At 64.7% G+C, this 20,440-nt stretch carries 19 protein-coding genes; 8 read left to right on the forward strand and 11 right to left on the reverse strand.

The genetic code is table 11. The features are described from left to right. Positions 1–71 precede the first annotated feature (71 nt). A complete protein-coding gene (gene folE, locus X566_RS22765) occupies positions 72–725 on the reverse strand; it encodes a GTP cyclohydrolase I FolE (protein WP_034471873.1) in 654 nt (217 codons plus the stop codon). A 233-nt stretch (positions 726–958) separates the two neighbouring features. Between folE and X566_RS22770 the strand changes: the two genes are divergently transcribed. Then, positions 959–1,423 carry an iron-sulfur cluster assembly scaffold protein gene (locus X566_RS22770; protein WP_034471875.1) on the forward strand — a complete coding sequence of 155 codons (465 nt, stop codon included), beginning with the start codon at positions 959–961 and terminating at the stop codon, positions 1,421–1,423. 55 nt (positions 1,424–1,478) lie between these two features. Here X566_RS22770 and X566_RS22775 read toward each other — a convergent pair whose 3' ends face one another. Beyond that, on the reverse strand, positions 1,479–2,357 hold the full coding sequence (locus tag X566_RS22775; RefSeq protein ID WP_051444444.1) for a hypothetical protein: 879 nt from the start codon (positions 2,355–2,357) through the stop codon (positions 1,479–1,481). Between the two features lie 258 nt (positions 2,358–2,615). Between X566_RS22775 and yidD the strand changes: the two genes are divergently transcribed. Continuing rightward, entirely contained in the window at positions 2,616–2,981 is a 366-nt protein-coding gene (yidD, locus tag X566_RS22780) for a membrane protein insertion efficiency factor YidD (RefSeq protein WP_051444493.1), read from the forward strand. 27 nt (positions 2,982–3,008) lie between these two features. On the opposite strand, the gene X566_RS22785 is transcribed toward yidD, so the two are convergent. From X566_RS22785 to X566_RS22795, 3 genes are all read right to left on the reverse strand, one after another. Further along, positions 3,009–3,359, reverse strand: a complete 351-nt coding sequence (locus X566_RS22785; RefSeq protein ID WP_244434856.1) for a DUF3574 domain-containing protein — start codon at positions 3,357–3,359, stop codon at positions 3,009–3,011. A 59-nt stretch (positions 3,360–3,418) separates the two neighbouring features. After that, positions 3,419–4,582: an MFS transporter gene (locus tag X566_RS22790; RefSeq protein ID WP_152540031.1), complete on the reverse strand. Its 1,164-nt coding sequence runs from the start codon at positions 4,580–4,582 to the stop codon at positions 3,419–3,421. Between the two features lie 207 nt (positions 4,583–4,789). Next, on the reverse strand, positions 4,790–5,929 hold the full coding sequence (locus X566_RS22795; protein WP_034471882.1) for an MFS transporter: 1,140 nt from the start codon (positions 5,927–5,929) through the stop codon (positions 4,790–4,792). Positions 5,930–6,204: 275 nt separating this feature from the next. On the opposite strand from X566_RS22795, the gene thrS reads away from it, so the two are divergent. Both thrS and X566_RS22805 read left to right on the forward strand, forming a co-directional pair. Then, the gene (gene thrS, locus X566_RS22800) at positions 6,205–8,244 is read left to right on the forward strand and encodes a threonine--tRNA ligase (protein WP_034471883.1); all 2,040 of its coding nucleotides are present in this window, start codon (positions 6,205–6,207) and stop codon (positions 8,242–8,244) included. 136 nt (positions 8,245–8,380) lie between these two features. Beyond that, positions 8,381–8,944 (forward strand): nitroreductase, encoded by a 564-nt coding sequence (locus tag X566_RS22805; RefSeq protein WP_034471884.1) that lies wholly within the window; start codon positions 8,381–8,383, stop codon positions 8,942–8,944. 127 nt (positions 8,945–9,071) lie between these two features. On the opposite strand, the gene X566_RS22810 is transcribed toward X566_RS22805, so the two are convergent. Continuing rightward, positions 9,072–11,552, reverse strand: a complete 2,481-nt coding sequence (locus X566_RS22810) for a bifunctional diguanylate cyclase/phosphodiesterase (protein ID WP_152540048.1) — start codon at positions 11,550–11,552, stop codon at positions 9,072–9,074. Between the two features lie 162 nt (positions 11,553–11,714). Further along, entirely contained in the window at positions 11,715–12,806 is a 1,092-nt protein-coding gene (locus X566_RS22815; RefSeq protein ID WP_244434857.1) for a hypothetical protein, read from the reverse strand. A gap of 228 nt (positions 12,807–13,034) precedes the next feature. Between X566_RS22815 and X566_RS22820 the strand changes: the two genes are divergently transcribed. Further along, entirely contained in the window at positions 13,035–14,111 is a 1,077-nt protein-coding gene (locus X566_RS22820) for a patatin-like phospholipase family protein (protein ID WP_051444445.1), read from the forward strand. A 31-nt stretch (positions 14,112–14,142) separates the two neighbouring features. On the opposite strand, the gene X566_RS22825 is transcribed toward X566_RS22820, so the two are convergent. After that, positions 14,143–15,333 (reverse strand): CynX/NimT family MFS transporter, encoded by a 1,191-nt coding sequence (locus X566_RS22825; protein ID WP_051444446.1) that lies wholly within the window; start codon positions 15,331–15,333, stop codon positions 14,143–14,145. A 171-nt stretch (positions 15,334–15,504) separates the two neighbouring features. Between X566_RS22825 and X566_RS22830 the strand changes: the two genes are divergently transcribed. Next, positions 15,505–16,440 carry a LysR family transcriptional regulator gene (locus X566_RS22830; RefSeq protein ID WP_034471890.1) on the forward strand — a complete coding sequence of 312 codons (936 nt, stop codon included), beginning with the start codon at positions 15,505–15,507 and terminating at the stop codon, positions 16,438–16,440. Here the strand turns inward: X566_RS22830 and X566_RS22835 are convergent. Both X566_RS22835 and X566_RS22840 read right to left on the reverse strand, forming a co-directional pair. Beyond that, on the reverse strand, positions 16,427–16,855 hold the full coding sequence (locus X566_RS22835) for a CBS domain-containing protein (RefSeq protein WP_034472845.1): 429 nt from the start codon (positions 16,853–16,855) through the stop codon (positions 16,427–16,429). The two genes, X566_RS22830 and X566_RS22835, sit on opposite strands and share 14 nt — an antisense overlap. 277 nt (positions 16,856–17,132) lie before the next feature. Further along, positions 17,133–17,501, reverse strand: a complete 369-nt coding sequence (locus X566_RS22840) for a helix-turn-helix domain-containing protein (RefSeq protein WP_034471891.1) — start codon at positions 17,499–17,501, stop codon at positions 17,133–17,135. Between the two features lie 175 nt (positions 17,502–17,676). On the opposite strand from X566_RS22840, the gene X566_RS22845 reads away from it, so the two are divergent. Then, a complete protein-coding gene (locus X566_RS22845) occupies positions 17,677–18,288 on the forward strand; it encodes an NAD(P)-dependent oxidoreductase (RefSeq protein ID WP_034471894.1) in 612 nt (203 codons plus the stop codon). 21 nt (positions 18,289–18,309) lie between these two features. Here the strand turns inward: X566_RS22845 and X566_RS22850 are convergent, their stop codons facing one another. Next, positions 18,310–19,044: a rhomboid family intramembrane serine protease gene (locus tag X566_RS22850; RefSeq protein WP_034472847.1), complete on the reverse strand. Its 735-nt coding sequence runs from the start codon at positions 19,042–19,044 to the stop codon at positions 18,310–18,312. Between the two features lie 746 nt (positions 19,045–19,790). Here X566_RS22850 and X566_RS22855 point away from each other — a divergent pair. After that, positions 19,791–20,369 (forward strand): PAS domain-containing protein, encoded by a 579-nt coding sequence (locus X566_RS22855; RefSeq protein WP_034471895.1) that lies wholly within the window; start codon positions 19,791–19,793, stop codon positions 20,367–20,369. Positions 20,370–20,440: the final 71 nt, after the last annotated feature.

Raw genomic sequence — 20,440 nt, forward strand, 5'->3', positions numbered from 1 at the left:
GACGTCTCCTCCGCTCCACCCGGATCGTATTCGAACACGACGGAAAGCAGGCTCGGCCAGAGGCCGACCGGTCAGCGGCCGGGGCCGCGTACCATATTCAGGAAACGCCCCTGCATCTGAACGTCGTCGCGGAAGACGCCGGTGAACTGCGTGGTCAGCGTGGAGGCACCCTCCTTGCCGACGCCACGCACCGACATGCAGGTGTGCTCGGCCTCGACGACGACCGCGACACCGCGCGGCTTCAGGGTCTTCTCGATCGCATTGACGATCTGCGCCGTCAGGTGCTCCTGGGTCTGCAGGCGCGCGGCGAACACATCGACCAGCCGCGCCAGCTTCGACAGCCCCACCACCCGGTCCACCGGCGCATAGGCGATATGCGCCTTGCCGTAGAACGGCATCATGTGATGCTCGCAATGGGAGGTGAAGCCGATGTCCCGCACCAGCACGAAATCGTCGTAGCCGGCGGTCTCGCCGAAGGTCCGCTCCAGCAGTTCATCTGGGGACTGCTGATAGCCCTGGAAGAGCTCGTCATAAGCCTCGACCACCCGCCGCGGCGTATCGATCAGCCCCTCGCGGGCGGTATTCTCGCCGATGTAGGACAGCAGGGTCTTGACGGCGGCCTCGGCCTCGGCGCGGGATGGCCGCGCAGCAGCATTCCCACTCTTTGAAGCATCCATTTCAGCATCAGCACCGGCCGCGCGAAGCGGCTTGATCACGGCATCCATTACGACTCTCCGTTCGACCGGCCCCATTGTGGGACCGGAGTGTCACCGGTCAATCGCAGCGACTCTTTCGTTCGCTGGACGCCGCAAAATAGACCCAAGCGCCTGATAGCGCCCGGGCTGGCTTATTGTTCCCAGAGGCATTGGCAGCCGATGCTTTCCTGGGAGACCATGACTATATAATGCCGGAAGCACGTCCCGCAATGCGGGACCGGCACGGGTCTTATGCATTAGCCATGATAAACGACATCTATAACAAGCGGATCATCGAGCTGGCCGGCAGCATCCCGCGGCTCGGGCGGCTGGCCGACCCGGACGCAACCGCAACCGCACACTCCAAGCTCTGCGGCTCGACCGTGGTGGTCGACCTGAAGATGGACGGCCCGGTGGTCACCGCGTTTGCCCACGACGTAAGGGCCTGTGCTCTCGGCCAGGCGTCCTCTTCGATCATGGCGCGGAACGTGATCGGCTCCACCGCCTCGGAGCTGCGCGACCTGCGCGAGACCGTCCGGCGGATGTTGAAGGAAAACGGCCCGCCGCCGACCGGCAAGTGGGCTGATATCGCCGTGCTCGAACCTGTGCGCGACTACAAGGCGCGTCATGCGTCGACGCTTCTGACCTTCGATGCGGTGGTCGATGCGATCGGCAAGATCGAGGCCCGCGCGTCGTCAGACGCCGATACGAGCACGGTCGCAGGCTGAAAGCCTTTCGCCGAAACGGCTGCAGGCACGCGCGACGGGCCTGCATCACGACCGGCTACTTGTTTTCGGTGTTCACCGTCAGCGCCGGAGCTTTTGCCTCCGCCGTCTTCTGCACCTCGGCCGTCTTTGGCTGCTCACCCGCATAGCGATCCTGGACCGGCTTCGGCACCGATACCATCGGTACGGAGGCAACTCCCGGCAGCAGGTCAGCCAGCGTTTCAACGCTGGTCAGGTTGCTGGTGCGGATTTCGGCGGCGGTCAGCTCGCGCAACGGCTTCCAGGGCGGAACGCTGAGTGCGATCTCAAGCAGGTCGCCGGTCCCGCCCATCTCGAACGTATACCGGGCGAGCCGTCCGACATCGCGCTCGATGATGAAGACATCCTCCGCCGAATAGGTCGCGGCCTTGGCGTCCTCGGCCCGATCCCCCATCCAGATCTGGTGCACGCGCAGATGCGCGCCTGGCGGCACATAGCGATTCACGCCGGCCAGCAGCAGGAACACGCACATCGACTCGCAGGAGGCGTCCGGCGCGATCGAGACACGCGCAGCAATCGCCCCGTCGGCGGGCGGAGCAACCACTGTGCCGACCGTCGTCGACATCCGCAGCTCGCGCCAGCGCCGACCGAGCTTGATCGAGTCCAGCACCGAGCCGCCACCGGAGTCCAGCACGACCGTCGCACCGCGCAGGTCACGCCCGGCAGCGAACTCCTCGAACGCGCGGTAGGTATCGGCGGTGACAATGCCGGTTGCGGTAACCCAGCCCCTGCAGTGCGGCTCGCATGCCCGCGAGCCACCGTCCGCAGTCCAGGAAAATTTCATCGGCAGCTTTCGCTCTTCGAGCGAGGATGCCGCGTGAGCCGCTCCATCGAATACGGCCGGCAACACCGCGGTCAGCAACAATGCTGCGGCGCATAAGCGCACCCAGCCGCCCATCACAAGCGACCTACAGACCAAGTGAATCCCTTCCCCGCCCCAACAAACCCCGATAAACGCTAGCGAAGATTTCCGCAGCACGGCCCCGCCGGTGCTGTCACAGTCACATCATAAAAATCGTAACTGGCCGTAGGAGTCGCGTCCAGTTAAAGTTCGCTGCATTGCGTCGAACGCACGCAATATTTACGAACTGTTGCGGCGTTGCCGGACGAGCCGGTTCCAATGCCGGAACTACCGGATGATGACCGTACGCTCGACATGATGTTTCTTCGCGCCGTGCTGTCGCTGTTGTTACGCGGGCCAAGCCTGGCCGGACGCGCGCTGATCCGCACCTATCAATATACCCTGTCGGCCCTCGTCGGCCATCACTGCCGCCATCTGCCGAGTTGCTCGCACTTCGGCGATGAGGCGCTCGCGCGATACGGTCTGTGGGCGGGCGGATGGATGACGCTGGCCCGCCTTTGCCGCTGCCATCCATGGGGAACATCCGGCATCGACAATGTGCCGCAGCGTCTGCCCGCCGCAGCTCGCTGGTACCTGCCCTGGCATTACGGGCGATGGTCGTGGAAACCGCTCGATCCCACGCCTGACGCAACGTCCGCCTGCGGACATTGCAAACACTGAGGCTTGATCCGGTCGATCTCCTCGCGCTTAGAACGTGACGCAACTCGGACGTAGCGACGTCATCACCGATTGTTGGCTGAACGTTTGCTTATATGCATCGACGATCGCCGCGATGTCCGCGCGCCGGCGCGCATCATCGGCGAAGGTGATGAGCACGAGCTTGCTCGGCTCCCGCACGATGACGCCGCGGCTGCTGTCGCGCCATTGTCCCTTCGCATCGATCACGGTCAGACCGTCGGGAAAGCGCGGCGTGATCTCGCGCGCGACGAAGGCGGCGAAGGCCGCATCGCTGACGCCGATGCGGTCGCCAATTTTCCGGCCGAACATCAGTTCGGCGGCGATCATCGCCTGCGCAGGCGGCGCGCAAGCTTGCGGCAAGGCCGTACATGCCGGCAGCAACAACAGCGCAAGGAAAGCTGTCGCTGACCATCCTCGCATCACACGCCCGCACTGACATCAGCGTTGTGTGGCCTCGTCATCAACAGAACGCCGAGACTGGCGACCATCACCGCCGTCGCGAGATAGCCGATCGAGAGATAGTGGCCGCGGTCGAACAGCACGCCCCCGATCAGCGAGCCGATCGCCTGGCCGATATAGAGCACCGACGTGTTCAGCGCCACCGCGCCGGCACTGAGCGCCGGAGCCGCGAGCACCAGCCTCGCCTGCTGGAGCGAGTTGATCGCGGAGAACCCGATCCCCCAGATCAAAACCCCGGTCAGCATCGCCGCATAGATTTGCGCCCCCGCCGACCAGATGCACATGCCGATCGCAATCGCGCCGGCGAAGATCAACGAGGTGGTGAATGGCCCGACCGGGCCGACGATGCGGGCAGCGGTGACGCTGCCGATGATGCCGGTGATGCCGAACAGGCCGATGGCGATGCTGATGCCATCCGCATCGCTGTTGCCCAGCAGAACCAGCAGCGGCGCGATGAATGTCAGGATCATGTACTGCGCACAGGCGACGATCGCGGTGATCAGCAGCAGAAGCAGGATGTCGCGCGAACGGAACAGCGATGCCCAGGCTTGCAGATCGACCGGCGGCGTCTTGAAATGCGAAGGCAGCGCCGTGGCGAGCAGCAAGAAACTGACCGCTGCAGCGAAGCCGATCGCCAGATAGGCTGCCGGCCACCCGAACCGGCTCGCAAGCGCGGTCGCGATCGGTACGCCAAGCGCGATCGCAAACGACCAACCGATGAAGACAAAGGCGATCGCGCCGGCGCGCTTTTCCGGCGCCGCAGCGATTCCGGCGATGCTTGCCGCCTGCGGCGTGAAGAATGCAGCCGCCAGCAACATCACCATGCGCATGGCGAATAGCGCCACGAATGTCGAGACGAACGCCGAAACGATATGGCATACGGCGATGATCAACATCGCCCCCGCCATCGCGAGCCTGCGGTCGAGCCGGCCGGTGAGCCACGACATCAGCGGTGACCCGATACACAGCACGGCAGAGCCGAAGGCGATCAGATAGCTCGCCTCGCGAATGGTGACGTCCAGACCATCGGACAACTCATTGAGAATTCCCGCCGGCGCGACAACGCTTGTGCCGATGATGAAATTGCCGATCAGCAATGCGGTGAGCATGAACGGATTTGACAATGTGTGCCTTCTTCAAAAATGACAGGCTCGTCAAGTATTGAGCGCGCGCGGCGCGCCACACGCCATAGCATCGATCGCGCATGTACGCCACTTGCAGTCGCAGACATTCACACGATGCATCGCACACCGACGCATCAACAACGCATTTATCGAAACTTGCGCACGAGAATTTTGCAGTGAGGAATGACACCCCTCATGCAACGATGGTCAAGCGTGGCGTGAGCGGGCGATGAACGCCAGCGCGACGATCATGATCGCAACTGCAACATAACCGGTCGCCAGATAGTGGGCCTGCACGAACAAGGCTGAGCCGATCGCCGAGCCGATCGCCTGGCCGGTATAAAGCGCCGATGTGTTCAGCGCGACCGCCGAGCCGGCCTGCGCGGGGGCGGCTGCGACGAGCCGCGCCTGCTGCATCGAGTTGGCTGCAGCAAAACCAAGCCCCCAGACGAAGATCCCGGCGACCATCCAGACGTAGTGTCCGGCACTGGCCGCCCAAATGGCGATGCCGGTTCCGACCGAAAGGGTCGACAGCAGCGACGTGCGGAACGCGCCGAGCCCGCCGACCACTTGTGTCGCCGCGACGTTGCCAAGGAAGCCGCCGATGCCATAGAGCGCAAAAGCAATGCCGATCCCGTTCGGATCCGCCTGGGTGAAATGCGCCAGCAGCGGACCGATGAAGGTGAAGATCACGAACTGCCCGCTCATCTGCAGGATCGTGATGAACAGCAGCACCTGCACGAGACGGTTGCGAAACAAGTCGCCCCACGCCTTCAGGTCCACCGCCGGCGTGTGCAGCTTGGGCGGAAGCCGCCATGCGAGCAATGCGCAGCTCACCGCCGCCATGATCGCGATCACCACGAAGCCGTACTGCCAGCCGAACCGGCTGGCGATCGCAGTCATCAGCGGCAATCCGGCGGCGGCCGCCAACGACCAGCCGAGAAAGACATAGGCGATCGTACTCGATCGCCGCTCGACCGGCGCGATCAAGCCGACGACCGCGGCGGCTTGCGGCGTGAACGGCGCCGCGGCCGCCAGCATGACGAGGCGCAGCAACAGCACAGCCGCAAACGACGTCGTCAGCGTCGAGACGAGGTGCGTGACGATCACCACCAGCAGGATAACGCAGAGCAGTTTGCGCCGGTCCATCCGGCTCGTGGCCCAGGAGAGCAACGGCGAGCACAGACACAGGACCGCGGCGCCCAGTGTAACCAGCAGGCTCGTCTGGCCGATCCCAACGCCGAGATCGCGCGACAATTCGTTCAGCATGCCCGCGGGGGCCATGATGCTCGTGCCAATGACGAAGTTGCCAAGCAGCAACGCCGTGGGGACAAAACGGGCGTTCAAACGCGCTCTTTCGGTCTTGAAAGTTCAGGAGGGACAGCCCGGCAGAGGTAAGCAGCCTCAGCGTCCATCGCAATGGCTGCGGTCCACGGGATGTGACGGAAGATGCGTAACACGCTGCACGACCGGACCTGGTCACGGCCGCCCCTCGGCCCATTCCCAGAGCCTTAGACCTAAGCCCTGAAGCCTGGTTTGCCGTTGCTTTGGCTCCAACCGCTGCTATACAGCGGCTTCGCTTACCTGCGTCCGTTCGCAGGAGTGAGCAGAAGGAGATGCATATGGCTGACAAACCTGTTTCCGCGTCGGGCTTCCAGTACACGCTGAGCAACCTGAAACCCGTCGAATCGCGCGCGATCACCCTGACTTTTCCGGACGGCGCGCGCCGCGAATTCCCAAGACACACCACCGGCCTCGATATCGCCAAGGGCATCTCGCCCTCGCTCGCCAAGCGCACGGTGGCGATGGCACTGGACGGCACCCTCACCGATCTCGCCGATCCGATCGAGCGCGATGCCACGATCGAATTCGTCAACCGCGACGATCCGCGCGCGCTGGAATTGATCCGGCACGACTGCGCCCACGTCCTGGCGGAGGCGGTGCAATCGCTCTGGCCCGGCACCCAGGTCACCATCGGCCCGGTGATCGAGAACGGCTTCTACTACGACTTCTTCCGCAACGAGCCGTTCACGCCGGAAGACTTCGACGCCATCGAGAAGAAAATGCGCGAGATCATTGCCCGCGATGCGCCGTTCACCAAGGAGATCTGGACCCGCGACCAGACCAAGCAGGTCTTCAAGGACAAGGGCGAGCTGTTCAAGGTCGAGCTGGTCGACGCCATTCCGGAAGATCAGACCATCCGCATCTACAAGCAGGGCGACTGGTTCGATCTCTGCCGCGGCCCGCACATGACCTCGACCGGCAAGGTCGGCAACGCCTTCAAGCTGATGAAGGTGGCAGGCGCCTATTGGCGCGGCGACAGCAACAATCCGATGCTGACGCGCATCTATGGCACCGCCTTCGCAAAGCAGGACGACCTCGACGCCTACCTTAAGCAGCTCGAGGAAGCGGAGAAGCGCGACCATCGCCGCCTCGGCCGCGAACTCGACCTGTTCCACTTCCAGGAGGAAGGTCCGGGCGTCGTGTTCTGGCATCCGAAGGGCTGGACCATGTTCCAGGCGCTGGTTGCCTACATGCGCCGCCGGCTCGCCGGCGACTACGACGAGGTGAACGCGCCGCAGATCCTCGACAAGGAATTGTGGGAGACCTCCGGCCACTGGGGCTGGTATCGCGAGAACATGTTCGCAGCGCAGTCGGCGGGAGAAGAGGCCGAGGACAAACGCTGGTTCGTGCTGAAGCCGATGAACTGCCCCGGCCATGTGCAGATCTTCAAGCACGGCTTGAAGAGCTATCGCGACCTGCCCCTGCGCCTGGCCGAGTTCGGCATCGTCCATCGCTATGAAGCGTCGGGCGCGATGCACGGGCTGATGCGCGTGCGCGGCTTCACCCAGGACGACGCGCATGTGTTCTGCACCGAGGAGCAGCTTGCCGAGGAATGCCTCAAGATCAACGAGCTGATCCTGTCCACCTACTCGGACTTCGATTTCGGCGACATCGTCGTCAAGCTGTCGACTCGCCCCGAGAAACGCGTCGGCACCGACGAGATGTGGGATCACGCCGAGCGCGTGATGGCCACTGTGCTGTCGCAGATCGAGGCGCAGTCGGGCGGCCGCATCAAGACTGCGATCAATCCGGGCGAAGGCGCGTTCTACGGACCGAAGTTCGAATACGTGCTGCGTGACGCGATCGGCCGTGACTGGCAGTGCGGCACGACGCAGGTGGATTTCAACCTGCCGGAGCGGTTCGGCGCGTTCTACATCGACGCCGATGGTTCGAAGAAGCCGCCGGTGATGGTGCATCGGGCGATCTGCGGCTCGATGGAACGCTTCCTCGGCATCCTGATCGAGCACTATGCGGGCAACTTCCCGCTCTGGCTTGCGCCGACGCAAGCGGTCGTCACCACCATCACCTCCGAAGGCGACGAGTACGCCAAGAAGGTGCTGGCGGCGGCTCGCCGCGCCGGCCTGCGCACCGAGATCGATCTTCGCAACGAGAAGATCAATTACAAGGTGCGCGAGCACTCGCTGGCGAAGATTCCGGCGCTGCTGGTGGTCGGCAAGAAGGAAGCCGAGCAGCACACGGTGTCGATCCGCCGCCTCGGCTCGGAGCGTCAGCAGGTGATGCCGCTCAACGAGGCGCTGAAGGCGCTGGTCGAGGAAGCAACCCCGCCGGACGTGAGGCGGCTCCGCGACCTCGCCTAAAACGATCCTCTCTCGCGCCGGCATGCCGGCGCGAGATGGCGTTCCAATTTAGAGCTTTGCCAAACAAGGCACCCTTGCCTTCGCGAGGACCGTGCCGATATCAGCGCCTGACGCTCATCATTCGTTTGGACCCGGCATGCCCGACATCATCGACCTTCTGAAAACCCGCCGTTCGGTCAAGCCGATGGAGATGGCCGGCCCCGGCCCCTCGCCCGCCGAACTCGAAACCATCATGATGCTCGGCGCCCGTGTGCCGGATCACGGCAAGCTGGTGCCCTGGCGTTTCATCGTGTTCGAGGGCGAGGCGCGGGCGAAGGCGGGCGAGATTTTCGCTGCGATCTTCAAGGACAAGAACCCGCAGGCGACCGCGGACCAGATCGATGTGGAACGCAAGCGGTTCCTGCATGCACCGCTGGTCATCGCCGTGGTCAGCCGCGCCAAGCCGCATGTGAAGATCCCGCTCTGGGAGCAGGAGCTGTCGGCCGGCGCCAGCGTGATGAACCTCATCATCGCGGCGAACGCGCTCGGCTATGTGGCGAACTGGCTCACCGGCTGGATCGCGTTCGACCGCACAGCGCTAGACGCCCTCGGCCTTGCACCGGACGAGAAAATGGCAGGCTTCGTGCATATCGGCCGTTCGACCCGGCCGGTCGAAGATCGCGACAGGCCCAAGCTCGCCGACATCGTCACGCGGTTCTAAAGCGCGATGAGATTGAGATGAATCATCCTCGCGCGCTTTAGCTCATTGTTTAAGCATGATCCATTCGGAAAACCGCTACACACTTTTCCGGATCAGACGTTAGCCTGCAGCGCCTCGGCCGCGCCGCTCAAGCGGCCTGTGATGCGCTGTGGGCGCCGAACCTTGCAATGAGTTGCCGCGCCTCGGATGCCGGCCGCGCCGGGCTGAACAGGAAACCTTGAACTTCCATGCAGCCTTCGTTGCGCAAGCAATCGAGCTGCGCCGTGGTCTCGACGCCCTCTGCGGTGGTGGTGATGCCGAGGCTGCGGCCGAGGCCCGAGATCGCACGGATAATCGCTACGCAATCGGGCCGCTCGGTGACTTCGCTGACGAAGGAACGATCGATCTTGATCTTGTCGAACGGAAAGCTGCGCAGGTAGCTCAGCGATGAATAGCCGGTGCCGAAATCGTCCATCGAAATACTGACACCGAGCGCGCGGATCTGATGCAGCGTCGCAAGGTTGGTTTCGGTCTCCGCCAGCAGCACCGACTCGGTGATCTCCAGTTCGAGCCGCTTCGGTTCGAGACCGGAATGCGCCAGCGCGCTGACGACCGTCTGCACCAGATTGCGGCTGCGGAATTGTGCCGGCGATAGGTTGACCGCGACCTTCACGGACGCAGGCCAATGCGTCGCCTCGGTGCAGGCCTCGCGCAGGATCCATTCGCCGATCGGCACGATCAGGCCGATGTCTTCCGCAATCGGGATGAAGTCGCCGGGCGAGATCATGCCGTGCACCGGATGCCGCCAGCGCAGCAGCGATTCAAATCCCGTGATCTGCCCGGCGGCCAGATCGATCAGCGGCTGATAGTGCAACTCGAATTCGCTACGCGCCAGCGCTTGGCGCAGATCCGCCTCCATCGTGCGGCGGCGCTGGGCCTGATGATCCATGTCGACCTCGAAGAAGTGATGCGAGCCGCGGCCTTCCGACTTCGCGCGATAGAGCGCCATGTCGGCGTTGCGCAGGAGTTGGTCCGCACTGTCACCATCCCCCGGCGCAAGCGCAACGCCGATGCTGGCACCGATCACGAGCTCAACGCCGTCGATCAGGTAGCGCTCGCTGAGGATTTCGATCAGCGCGGCGGCGCGGGCGCTGACATCGTTCGCGCCCTGCACCTTGTCGAGGATGATCGCGAACTCGTCGCCGCCGATGCGCGCGACCAGCTCGCTTTCCCGCAACGACTGCCGCAGACGCTCGGCCACGCAGCGGAGCAACTGATCGCCCATCGAATGGCCGAACGAGTCGTTGACGTTCTTGAACAGATCGAGATCGACGCAAAGCACGGCGACGCTGCTCTGCGCATGCGCGCGTGCGAGCGCGGCTTCCAGCCGCTCGCGATAGAGCACGCGGTTCGGCAGGTCGGTCAGCGCGTCGTGATGGGCCATGTGCGCGATCCGCGCCTCGGCCTTCTTGCGGTCGGTGATGTCCACCGCCGTCACCAGGAAGGCATCGCGATTGTCGAAGGCGATGCGGCGGCCGCGCGTCAGCACCTCGATCTCGCTGCCATCGGCCTTCACATGACGCCAGCTCCGCGATGACTGGTAGACGTCGCCGAACTCGTTGATCGCCGCGAGGTGCGTCTCCCACTCGTCGCGCGGCCAGATATCCTGCAAGCGCATCGTCAGGAAGCCGTCGCGGCTGTAGCCGTAGTGACTGACCGCAGCGTCATTGACGCTGAGGAAGCGATGCGTCGTCGCGTCAAACACCCACATCGGCATCGGGTTGTGATCGAACAACAGGCGGAACGACTGCTCCCGCCGCTTGACGTCGGTGATATCGGTCAATGTCGCCGCGAGCAGATCGCCGATCGCGCCGACGCTGATTTGCAGATAGGAGAGTCCCTCGCCTTTCGGCACGGTCACCTCGAACTGCTGGCGGCTGCCGGTCTCGAGCACGCTCTGCATCCGTTCGGCCACCTCCGGCTTGGACAGGATCGGATGGCCATCGCCGATCCGCCGGAATCGCAATTCGTCCATCCGGCTGCGCAACAGGTGGCAGGCCCCCTTGTTCAGATCGAGGATCTGGAAATCGACCGTGCGGCCGTGCGAGTCGCGCAACGCCGCCAGCGCCAGAATGCCCTCGCTGGTCGAACCGAAGATCGCGTCGATCAGGTTGTAGCGGGTGCCGCGCTCCTTCACATACACCGCAGCCAGCGGGCCGCTCCAGCGGCACGCCATCGGCAGCGCCAAAATGTCGTAGGTCTCGACCAGGCCGCCTCGCACCCGGTGCGCGATCGCATGATGCGGCTGTCCCACCTGCAACGCGTGGCCGACCGCCTCGGTGACGGCGATGCTGGTGTCGAGCGGCAATGCGATCGGCTCGTCGTCGGCCGCGTCCGCCCAGTCGCGCACGTAACGCCCGGCGCGTGTGATCCCCTCGGCAAGGCCAAGGTCATAGTTCACCAGAAAGAGATGATCGCTCACCCGCCCGAGACTGCCGAGCATCACCTCTTCGAACGGAGGCAACGCCACACCGGGCTTCAGCGCAGCCCTCCACTTCCGCTGCAGCAGAGACATATCGTCCAGCACAGGCGGCTGAACCGACGGCTTGCGACGCAACGCCGACACCATAACACGCATCCCCAGTACCCAATCGGTCAGCGCGCAATGTTTGGTTCCGGCGTTAAGGCAAGGTAAAGGGCTACTGCATGAGTGCAGCCGAGCCGCATTATGACACTTTTAAGATGAGCGATGGTTACCGGCGGAAGACGGAGGCCGGATCAATCCAAGTGATCACTTCGACAGCACTTCGATTTCGCCATCGACGCCGTTGACGACGTCGAAGTTGCGTTCGAACACGCGGCCCTCGTTTCGGGCGATTGCGCGATACTGGCCCTCGGCCAGGACCACGCGCGGAAACGCGCCGATCGATTCCTTGACGATGTCGCCGCCCGGCGTCAGCACCGACCACGACGTGTTGGCGAGCGCCTCGCCGCCGCGCTCGGAGACGAGTTTCAGCACGATCAGCGCAGCGCGATGGGTGACGGTCACGTCGGTCAGCTTGCCCGCCTGCACGCGGATGTCCGAGCGCACGACCGAGTTGCCGTCGCCGTAGTTGGAGATGATGTAGTAGTTGCCCTCGGGGATCAGCGCGATATCACCGGAGGGAACGTTCTGCGCGATCGGCGTTTTCTCCTCGGCGTCGAACTGGCTGCCCTTATAGATGTTGAAGGTCACCTGCCCGGATGGAATGCGGGTGGTGCCGACGCGGCCCTCGATGCGCAAGCCACCCGCCGGAATTTCGAAGGACTCCCGCATCGTATCCTGGCGCAGCGTCACCGGGCGAACGGCGCTGGCAAGCCCGAGGCTCGCATGCACGACGTAGCTCCCCGGCGGCAGCACGATGTTCGGCGTCGGTGAGCGCTCCTCCCGCACCAGACGGAAGACGCCGCTCGGATCCGGCCTGTCGGCATAAATCCGCCAGATCACCCCGCCGGTGACGGCGGGCAGATCCTTGCCGAACTTGGCGCTGAGCGCGAGCACGGCCTGCTGCGGGTTCGCGGGCGGGGTTGCGGCACCAGCCGGCGCGGATGCGGACGGAACCGGCGCGGGCGCAGCCCCCGGCGGCGCCAGGATCGATTGCGGCAGGGCCGGCGCGGCGGCCGCCCCGGAGGACGGCGCAAGATTGGCGGCGCCGCCGATATCTGGCATCGGGACCGCGGCCGGCGGCACCGGCGGCGGGGACTCCCCGAAAATCTGCGCCTGCGCGGGGACCGCCAAGGCGAGCGCACCGGCGAGCCACAGCGGCCCAAACCGTACATAGACACCGATTCGCCCGGCTGACCGCCCGAACCGCTCGTTCGCTGATATTGCCGCCCCGATCATCACCCGCTTCTCGACCGAAAACGCGGCAAATTCAAGCCTGTGCGGACCCGAGCAGCCGTCCTTGCCATAGCTTTGCCGTGGCGCGCACTGATAGTGGTGTGGACAAACTGCAAGGCGGCAACGAATAGGTTACTTGGCCGGGATATTGGAACCGGTACGAGCAATTCCTATTTTCTCAGGGCATTGCGACACTCGCAACGGCAACGAGATACGAGGCAGGGCTTCAGCGTGCTTGAGAACTGGTTCAGGCAAAAGAACGGCGCGCCCAAGAACAAGGTCGGTCTTGGTCCATCGCGCCGTCCGGTGATCGGGCTTGCGCTCGGTGGCGGCGCTGCGCGCGGCTTCGCGCATATCGGCATCCTGCGCACGCTCTTGGCGCGCGGCATCACTCCGGACATCGTCGTCGGCACCTCGATCGGCGCGGCTGTCGGCGGCGCCTATGCCGCCGGCCACCTCGACGAGTTCGAGACGTGGGCGCGAAGCCTGCAGCCGCGCAGCGTGTTCAGCTATCTCGACATTCAGCTCAACGGCTCCGGCCTGATCGGCGGCGGCCGACTCGCGGCCGAGCTGGAGCAAGCGATGGGCCGTCGCCTGATCGAGGACCTCCCGGCGAAATTTGCCGCCATCGCCACTGAAATCACCACCGGCCACGAGATCTGGCTGACACATGGGCGGCTGGTGGATGCCTTGCGCGCGTCCTACGCCCTGCCCGGAATCTTTTCGCCTGTGATGGTCGGCGACCGCTGGCTGGTGGACGGCGCGCTGGTCAATCCCGTGCCAGTCTCGACGGCGCGCGCGCTCGGCGCCGAGATCGTCATCGCGGTCAATCTCAGCGCCGACAGCTTCGGTCACGGTGGAACGATCGCATCTTACGGTACCCCGCCCGATGTCGCGCTCGAGGAGGAATTTCCCCCCGAGACTGCGAAGACCGGCTTCAGCAAATTCTTCTCCGCCGAACGGACGATGAAGCGCGAATTCTTCGGCAGTGTCAGCCGGCCCGGCATCTCCACGGTGATGGTGGAAGCGTTCAACATCATGCAGGACCGCATCACCCGTGCCCGCTTGGCCGGCGACCCGCCCGATGTCCTGATCTCGCCGCGCGTCGGCAAGATCGGCTGGTTCGAGTTCCACCGTGCGGAGGAAACCATCGCGCACGGCCAGCGCGCAGCCGAGCGCACCATCGAATCGATCGAAGAAGCGATCGCGATCCTCGCGCCCGATTACGTTGCCGCAACCGATCCGGCGGAGACGGACGCGCCGAAGGACAACGGCGACACTGGCGAGCAGCAACAGGCAGCCGGCTAACGCGCGAGTGCTTCATTCGCGACCGGGCGTCTCATGGCCCGCGCAGCACCTTGCGCAACAGCAGCGATACGACGAAACCCGCAGCGCCTGCGGCCACAACGATCGCCGCGGCCGACGGCCAGCCGAACCGGTCGATCGCACCGCCAACCGCCACAGGACCGATCACCTGACCGAGGTTGCTGCCCTGCATCACGAGTCCGACGGCGACCGGCACAAGCCGCTCCGCCGGCGCCAGCATCGGCGTCGTCGCAACGATCGTCGCCGGCAGCATGCCTCCCACGCCGGAGAACACCACGCACAACAGGAGGGCGCCGAGCGGCGGCAGCACCGGGATGAAAATTCCGAGCGCCGCGAGACTCATGACCGCGCAGGCAATGCCGATCAGGGTCGTGCGGCTCGCGCCGCGCGAGAGCAGCACGCCCGCGATCAGATTGCCGGCGATATTCGCAGCGGTGGCGAGCGCGCTCAAGAAGCCCGCAGCGGTCAACGACACCGCCATCCGCTGCATCAGCAGCACCGGCAGGAAACTGAACAGTGCAAAGAACATCAGGCTGTAGAGCGCGAACGACACGGCGAGCAGCGCCGGCCCGACGCGCAGCGTCGCCCATGCGTCCTTCACCAAAGCGCGCCAGACGAACCTCGTACGGCTGTCTGCTCCTGCTACACTCACCGCGATGCCGACGGCGCTCAGCGCCGCCAGCGCGCCGCTGCACCACCAATAGACCTGCCAGCTCGCCGCGAGCGGCACCGTCAGCATCGCCAGCGCCATGCCGGCCGGCATGAAGCAGCTCCAGAGCGCGAAGGCGAGATCGCGATCGCCCGCGGCGACGATCCGCTGCAGCACCGCTGGTCCCGACACCGCGATCATCAGAAAGCCCAGCCCTTCGATCACCCGCGAGCCGAGCAGGACCGTGAAGGTGGTGGCGCCGCCGCCGACCGCAGCTCCCAACGCGATCGCCACAAGACCCGCAAGCAGCACCCGCCGATCCCCGAGGCGCGCCGTTACCGCACCGGCAGGTACGCCGCCGACGACACCGAGCACGGCAAAGATTGCGGTGATCCAGCCGACCGCGGCAAGATCGAGACCAAGATCGGCTTGCAGCAGCGGTGCGGCAATCGCCGCCTTGCCGACCTGCAAGGCCGCCGTCACACCGGCGCCGACCACCGTGCCGACCGCGACCCAAGCCGTGCGAGGCCGCGCAAGCGACGGCGTCATGACCATCACCGACGCCTCCCCAGCGCAGCACCACCGGCGACATTCATCCGCAGCGACGCATCCCGTTCAGCACCAGCGCCCATCGGAAATCCCATTGTCATGCGACGACAGTCTGATGGCTTCCGACGATCGATCATAGTGATATAATTTGCATCGAAACGATCGATCAAAGCGATCATGTTGGACGCCCTGACGCTAGACCAGATGCGGGTGTTCGCCGCCGTTGCCGACAGCGGCAGCTTCCGCGCGGCCGCCGGTCGACTGTCGCGAGTGCAATCGGCCGTCAGCCATGCGATCGCCAACATGGAGGCCGAACTCGGCCTGACCCTGTTCGACCGAACCGGCCATCGCCCGGTGCTGACGCCGGAAGGGCGCGCCTTGCTGGCCAACGTGCGCGACATTCTGCTGCGCGTCGATGCGATGCGGGCTCGCGCCAAAGGCCTCGGCGAAGGCGTCGAGCTCGAACTGCCGCTCGTGGTGGACACACTGTTTCCGCTGGCGCTGGTCGGCGCGGCGCTGAACGAGATGCGTGCGCATTACCCGTCGGTGGCGATCCGGCTCGCGGTCGAACCGCTGGGCGGTCCCGTCAACGGCCTGCTGCAGCGGCACTACGCGCTCGGCATCGTCGTCGGCGAAGAGCTGCGCGATCCGCGCGTCGCGCGCGAGGCGCTGCTGTCCGTGCCGATAGTCGCGGTCGTCAGCGCGCGGCATCCGCTTGCCGCACGAACCGAGCCCGATGCGCTTGGCGCCGCCGATCTCGCCGATCACCTGCAGATCGTCCAGTCCGATCCGTCGCCGCTCACCGAGGGTCGCGATTTCGGCGTGATCTCTCCGCAGACGCTCCGCGTCAGCAGCCAGGACACCAAACAGGCAATGATCGTTGCTGGCCTCGGCTGGGGCCGCCTGCCGCTCTGGCAGGCCGCGCGGGATCTGGCGGAGGGACGTCTCGTGCGCCTGGCGACGGCCGCACTCGGGCGGGACAGCGAAGTGACGATGGAGGCCTATCTCGCCCATCGGATCGATGCGCCGCTCGGGCCCGCCGCGCGTGCTTTCGGCGCGGCACTGAAACGCCTTGGCGCAACGCGAGACGAACAGATCGCTACGCGGTCTTGATATAGTCGCGCAGGGCTTCCTGCTCGTGTTCAAACTCCGACAGACGATGCTTGACCACGTCGCCAATCGAGACGATGCCGACGACGCGCCCGTCCTCGATCACCGGCAGGTGGCGGAACTTGCCGTCGGTCATCTTCTCCATCACCGAGGCGACCGTATCGGCCTTGCGGCAAGTCATGACCCGCGTCGTCATCAGCGCGCGCACCGGCTCGTCGAGCACCTTGGCGCCTCGTTCCGCCAGCACACGGACAATGTCGCGTTCGGATACGATGCCTTCCATCCGCTCGTCGGCCATCACCAGCACGGCGCCGATCCGCCGCTCGGCCAGCAGCGCCACCACCGATCCGACGGTCGCATCCACTCCGATGCTCACGACCTGGCGGCCTTTCACATCCAAAATTGCACGAACGGTCATCGTCGCCTCCCTTTCAGGCGACCGCGCCGGCCGGACGCGGTCACATTCTTGCATAACAAGAAACAGCGCAGCGTCGTTTTGGTTCACTGATGATGGAGCAACGCTCGGCGTCCCGCAAGACGGCGCGTGCCGATGTCGCAGCCTGCTCATGTTTGACATGAGCTTGACCGTTTCACTTAACCACGTTGTGGGGCTGAATCATTCGACACCCGCGGCCGATACCGTCAATGACGCGTGCGCCCGTTTTCGCTTGACCGGAAGCTCCGGCGGAGACCGCTCAAGCTCCGGCGTAATCGCGGCGAGCGGCTCGGATTGCCTGATGGTTCTTGTCGGCCCAGGCGACCAGGTTTCGCATCGGCTTGAGGAAGGATCGCCCGAGCGGCGTCAGGCGGTATTCGACCCGCGGCGGCACCTCGGGACACAACGTCCGGGCAACCAGCCCGTCCTGCTCCAGCCGCTTCAGGGTCTGCGACAGCATCTGCTTCGAGATATCGCCGATCCGCCGGCTCAGTTCGCTGAAGCGGAGCACCTCCTCCGCCAGCGAGTCGAGCACCAGGAAGCTCCATTGATCGCCGATCCGGTCCAGCACGTCGCGGATCGGACAGGCCGCTTCGCTCGTCTTCGCGATCTTTCTCTCCGCAGCCATATCAATCAGCCCTTCATTGTACCGCCTTTCGCCACATCCGGGTCAGTGCCGACTGACCTGATCACGCGGCGATGACGTCTTGTGGCGCCCTCGCTAGCAGCTTAGGTGGGTGCGTTCCAGGTCTACTTGAAGGACCTGGTCCGTTTTTCGAACCAAAGCACCAAAGGGATTTCGCATGGCGCATATCGCTCTCATCGGCGCATCCGGACAGGCAGGCTCGCGTCTGCTGAAAGAGCTCTCCGATCGCGGCCATACCGTCACGGCCATCGCCCGCAACCCCGACAAGATCGCCAAGCTCGAGAACGTGACCGTGAAACAGGGCGACGTGTTCGACCCGAGCGCCCTCGCAGTCTTGTTGAAGGGACACGACGCGGTCATCAGCGCGGTTCACTTCACGGCCAGCGATCCAGCGACGCTGATCGAAGCGGTCCGCGCCTCGGGCTTGAAGCGCTATCTCGTGGTCGGCGGCGCCGGCAGTCTCGAGGTTGCGCCCGGCAAGCGCCTGGTGGATACGCCGGACTTTCCGGCCCAGTACAAGGCGGAAGCGCTCAAGGGTGCGGAGTTTCTCGACCTGCTCAGAGGCGAGAAGCAGCTCGACTGGACCTTCCTGTCGCCATCGGCGATGTTCGTCGCTGGCGAACGCACCGGCAAGTTCCGGCTCGGCAAGGACACGTTGCTGACCAACGCCAACGGCAGCAGCATCTCGTTCGAGGATTATGCGATCGCCATGGTCGATGAGATCGAAAAGCCAGCCCATTCGCGCCAGCGCTTCACTGTCGGCTATTGAAGCTGGCGCCAGCAGGACCCCTTAGCCGCCCGAGCTCTGATCGGTCACACCGACCGCCGCATCGGAGAGGTTGCGCGAGGCCGGCGGGATCGGATCGAACAGCGAGAACAGCAGCAGGCCCGCAAGGAAGCCGCCGATATGGGCCTGCCAGGCGACGCTCTGCGACGGCGCCGCAAACGGCGTCGATCCAAGGCCGAAGATGATGTTGATGCCGAACCAGACGGCGAGGAACGCGATCACCCGTGGATGACGCAGCGCCTTCAACAGCGGCAGCGCAGGCACCTTCGCCGCAGCATCCGCGTCGCCGCGCCGGAACGACAGGAAGCTGCCGCGGCCGAAGGCAAAGCGCAGCGCCGCCGCCATCGCACCGGAGACGGCGGCCGAGGCACCGATCATCGGCGCCAGCTCACGGGCATGGGTGAGCAGGTGTGCGGCGGCTCCGGCGATCGCCGCCACCGCCAGGAACAGGAAGAAGCGGATCGCACCGAAGCGGCGCGCGACCGCGCTGCCGAACGGCAGCAACCACAGCATGTTGAAGGCGAGATGCGTGATGTCGGCGTGCAGGAAGCTGTAGGTCAGAAACGACCAGACCTTCGCCCCCTCGCCGCCATACTCGGCGAACCGGTCCGCCAGCAGCGATGAATCGAACCGCGCCGGAACAAAGCCGAAGGTCCAGATGATCCACTGATCGGACTCCGCCGGCAGGATCTGCCGGAAGAGATGGATACCTGCAAGCACGATCAGGACCGTCGTCATCGCCCCCGGCAGGTTGAGCACCGGTTCGCGCGGGGTTTCAGGCTCAGTCACGGCAAGGAACGTCCATTAGCGCGCACGTCGCAAGGGTACCGGATTCTCCAGGGAGGCGATGCGCCAGCGCTCGCTTGCGGCAACCGTCTCGCCCACGACTCGTAATCCCGACGTGTGGGCATAGGCGCCTTGGGCGGCGCAGGCAAGCATTTGCGCGCGGGAGAACGTCGAAAGCCTGTCCTGCGTGGGGACTGACAGCAAACGAAAAGGAGGGCCGGATCGGCCCTCCTCATCGCGTGTCCTGCCGCCGGTCGCATCCAGAGTATCCCCACCCCTCCCCGTGACCGACAGCCGGCAATCAGCAGTGTCCTTTGCGACTTTTCTGCGGGCCCTTCCTGGAGATGAAAAACCAGCAGGACAAACATACCGCCTGAGGCCGCCGACCCCAAGATCATGGTGAATTTAACGTTAATGCCCACCGCTCTCTTCGGGTGCGTCCGTATTGCCGGGGGCGCCTGAGACATTCGGACGGAAAGACCTCAGATCGAGCGACTGAGACGCGTAAGTTACTGATCCGTTTACGGCGATGGTGAATTTAACGTTAACGGCACAAAGAGAACCCGATCCACTTGTTTCCGACCGGCAGGCATGGACGCTGCAAGACCGACCTGCGAGAGACATAAGGCGCGGTTTTCTATGTCGGATCGGGACAATTGTGTTCCACCGGCCGCGCTTCCGCGTCAGTTAGGCCCTGAATGAAGCATTCGACGACCCGCGCCCTTTACGCCTACTGGGACAAGCAGCGCGCAGACGCCCAGGCTCCCGACCGGCGGGCGATGGAACCCGGACCGATCCGACACCTGATCGGGGACACCTTCGTTCTCGCCTGCGATCGCGGCGCCCGCTTTCCCGTCCGTGTCGCGGGAACGCGGGTGTGCGCCCTGGTTGGACGGGATCTCAAGGGGCAGGATTTCCTCGATCTCTGGAACGCCTCCGGCCGCCACGAGATCGAGGACCTGATCGGCATCAGCACCTCCGAGGGGCTTGCGACCGTCGCCGGCGTAACCGCCCAGACGGATACGCAACTGCCGGTCTATCTGGAGCTGCTGCTGCTGCCGTTCGCGCCATCGTCGCTGGCGCCGCAATGCATCACCGGCTCCCTGGTGCCGCTGACGGTGCCGGAGCGGTTCGGTCACACACGGCTCGAGACCTTCACGCTGACGACCTGGCGCCACCAGGGCCACCGGCTGCAGACGATCCGCCAACGCGCCGTGCGCAAGCTCGCCCTCGCCCGCGGCTTCATGGTTTACGAAGGATTGCGCGGCGAAGTCTGACCTACGGTCCACGTCTCGGACACGCCTTCATATACGGGGCGTTAACCCTGCCAGCCTTAGGGTTGCAAGAT

Origin of the sequence: Afipia sp. P52-10 (assembly GCF_000516555.1) — a bacterium.
Taxonomy (GTDB): Bacteria; Pseudomonadota; Alphaproteobacteria; order Rhizobiales; family Xanthobacteraceae; genus P52-10.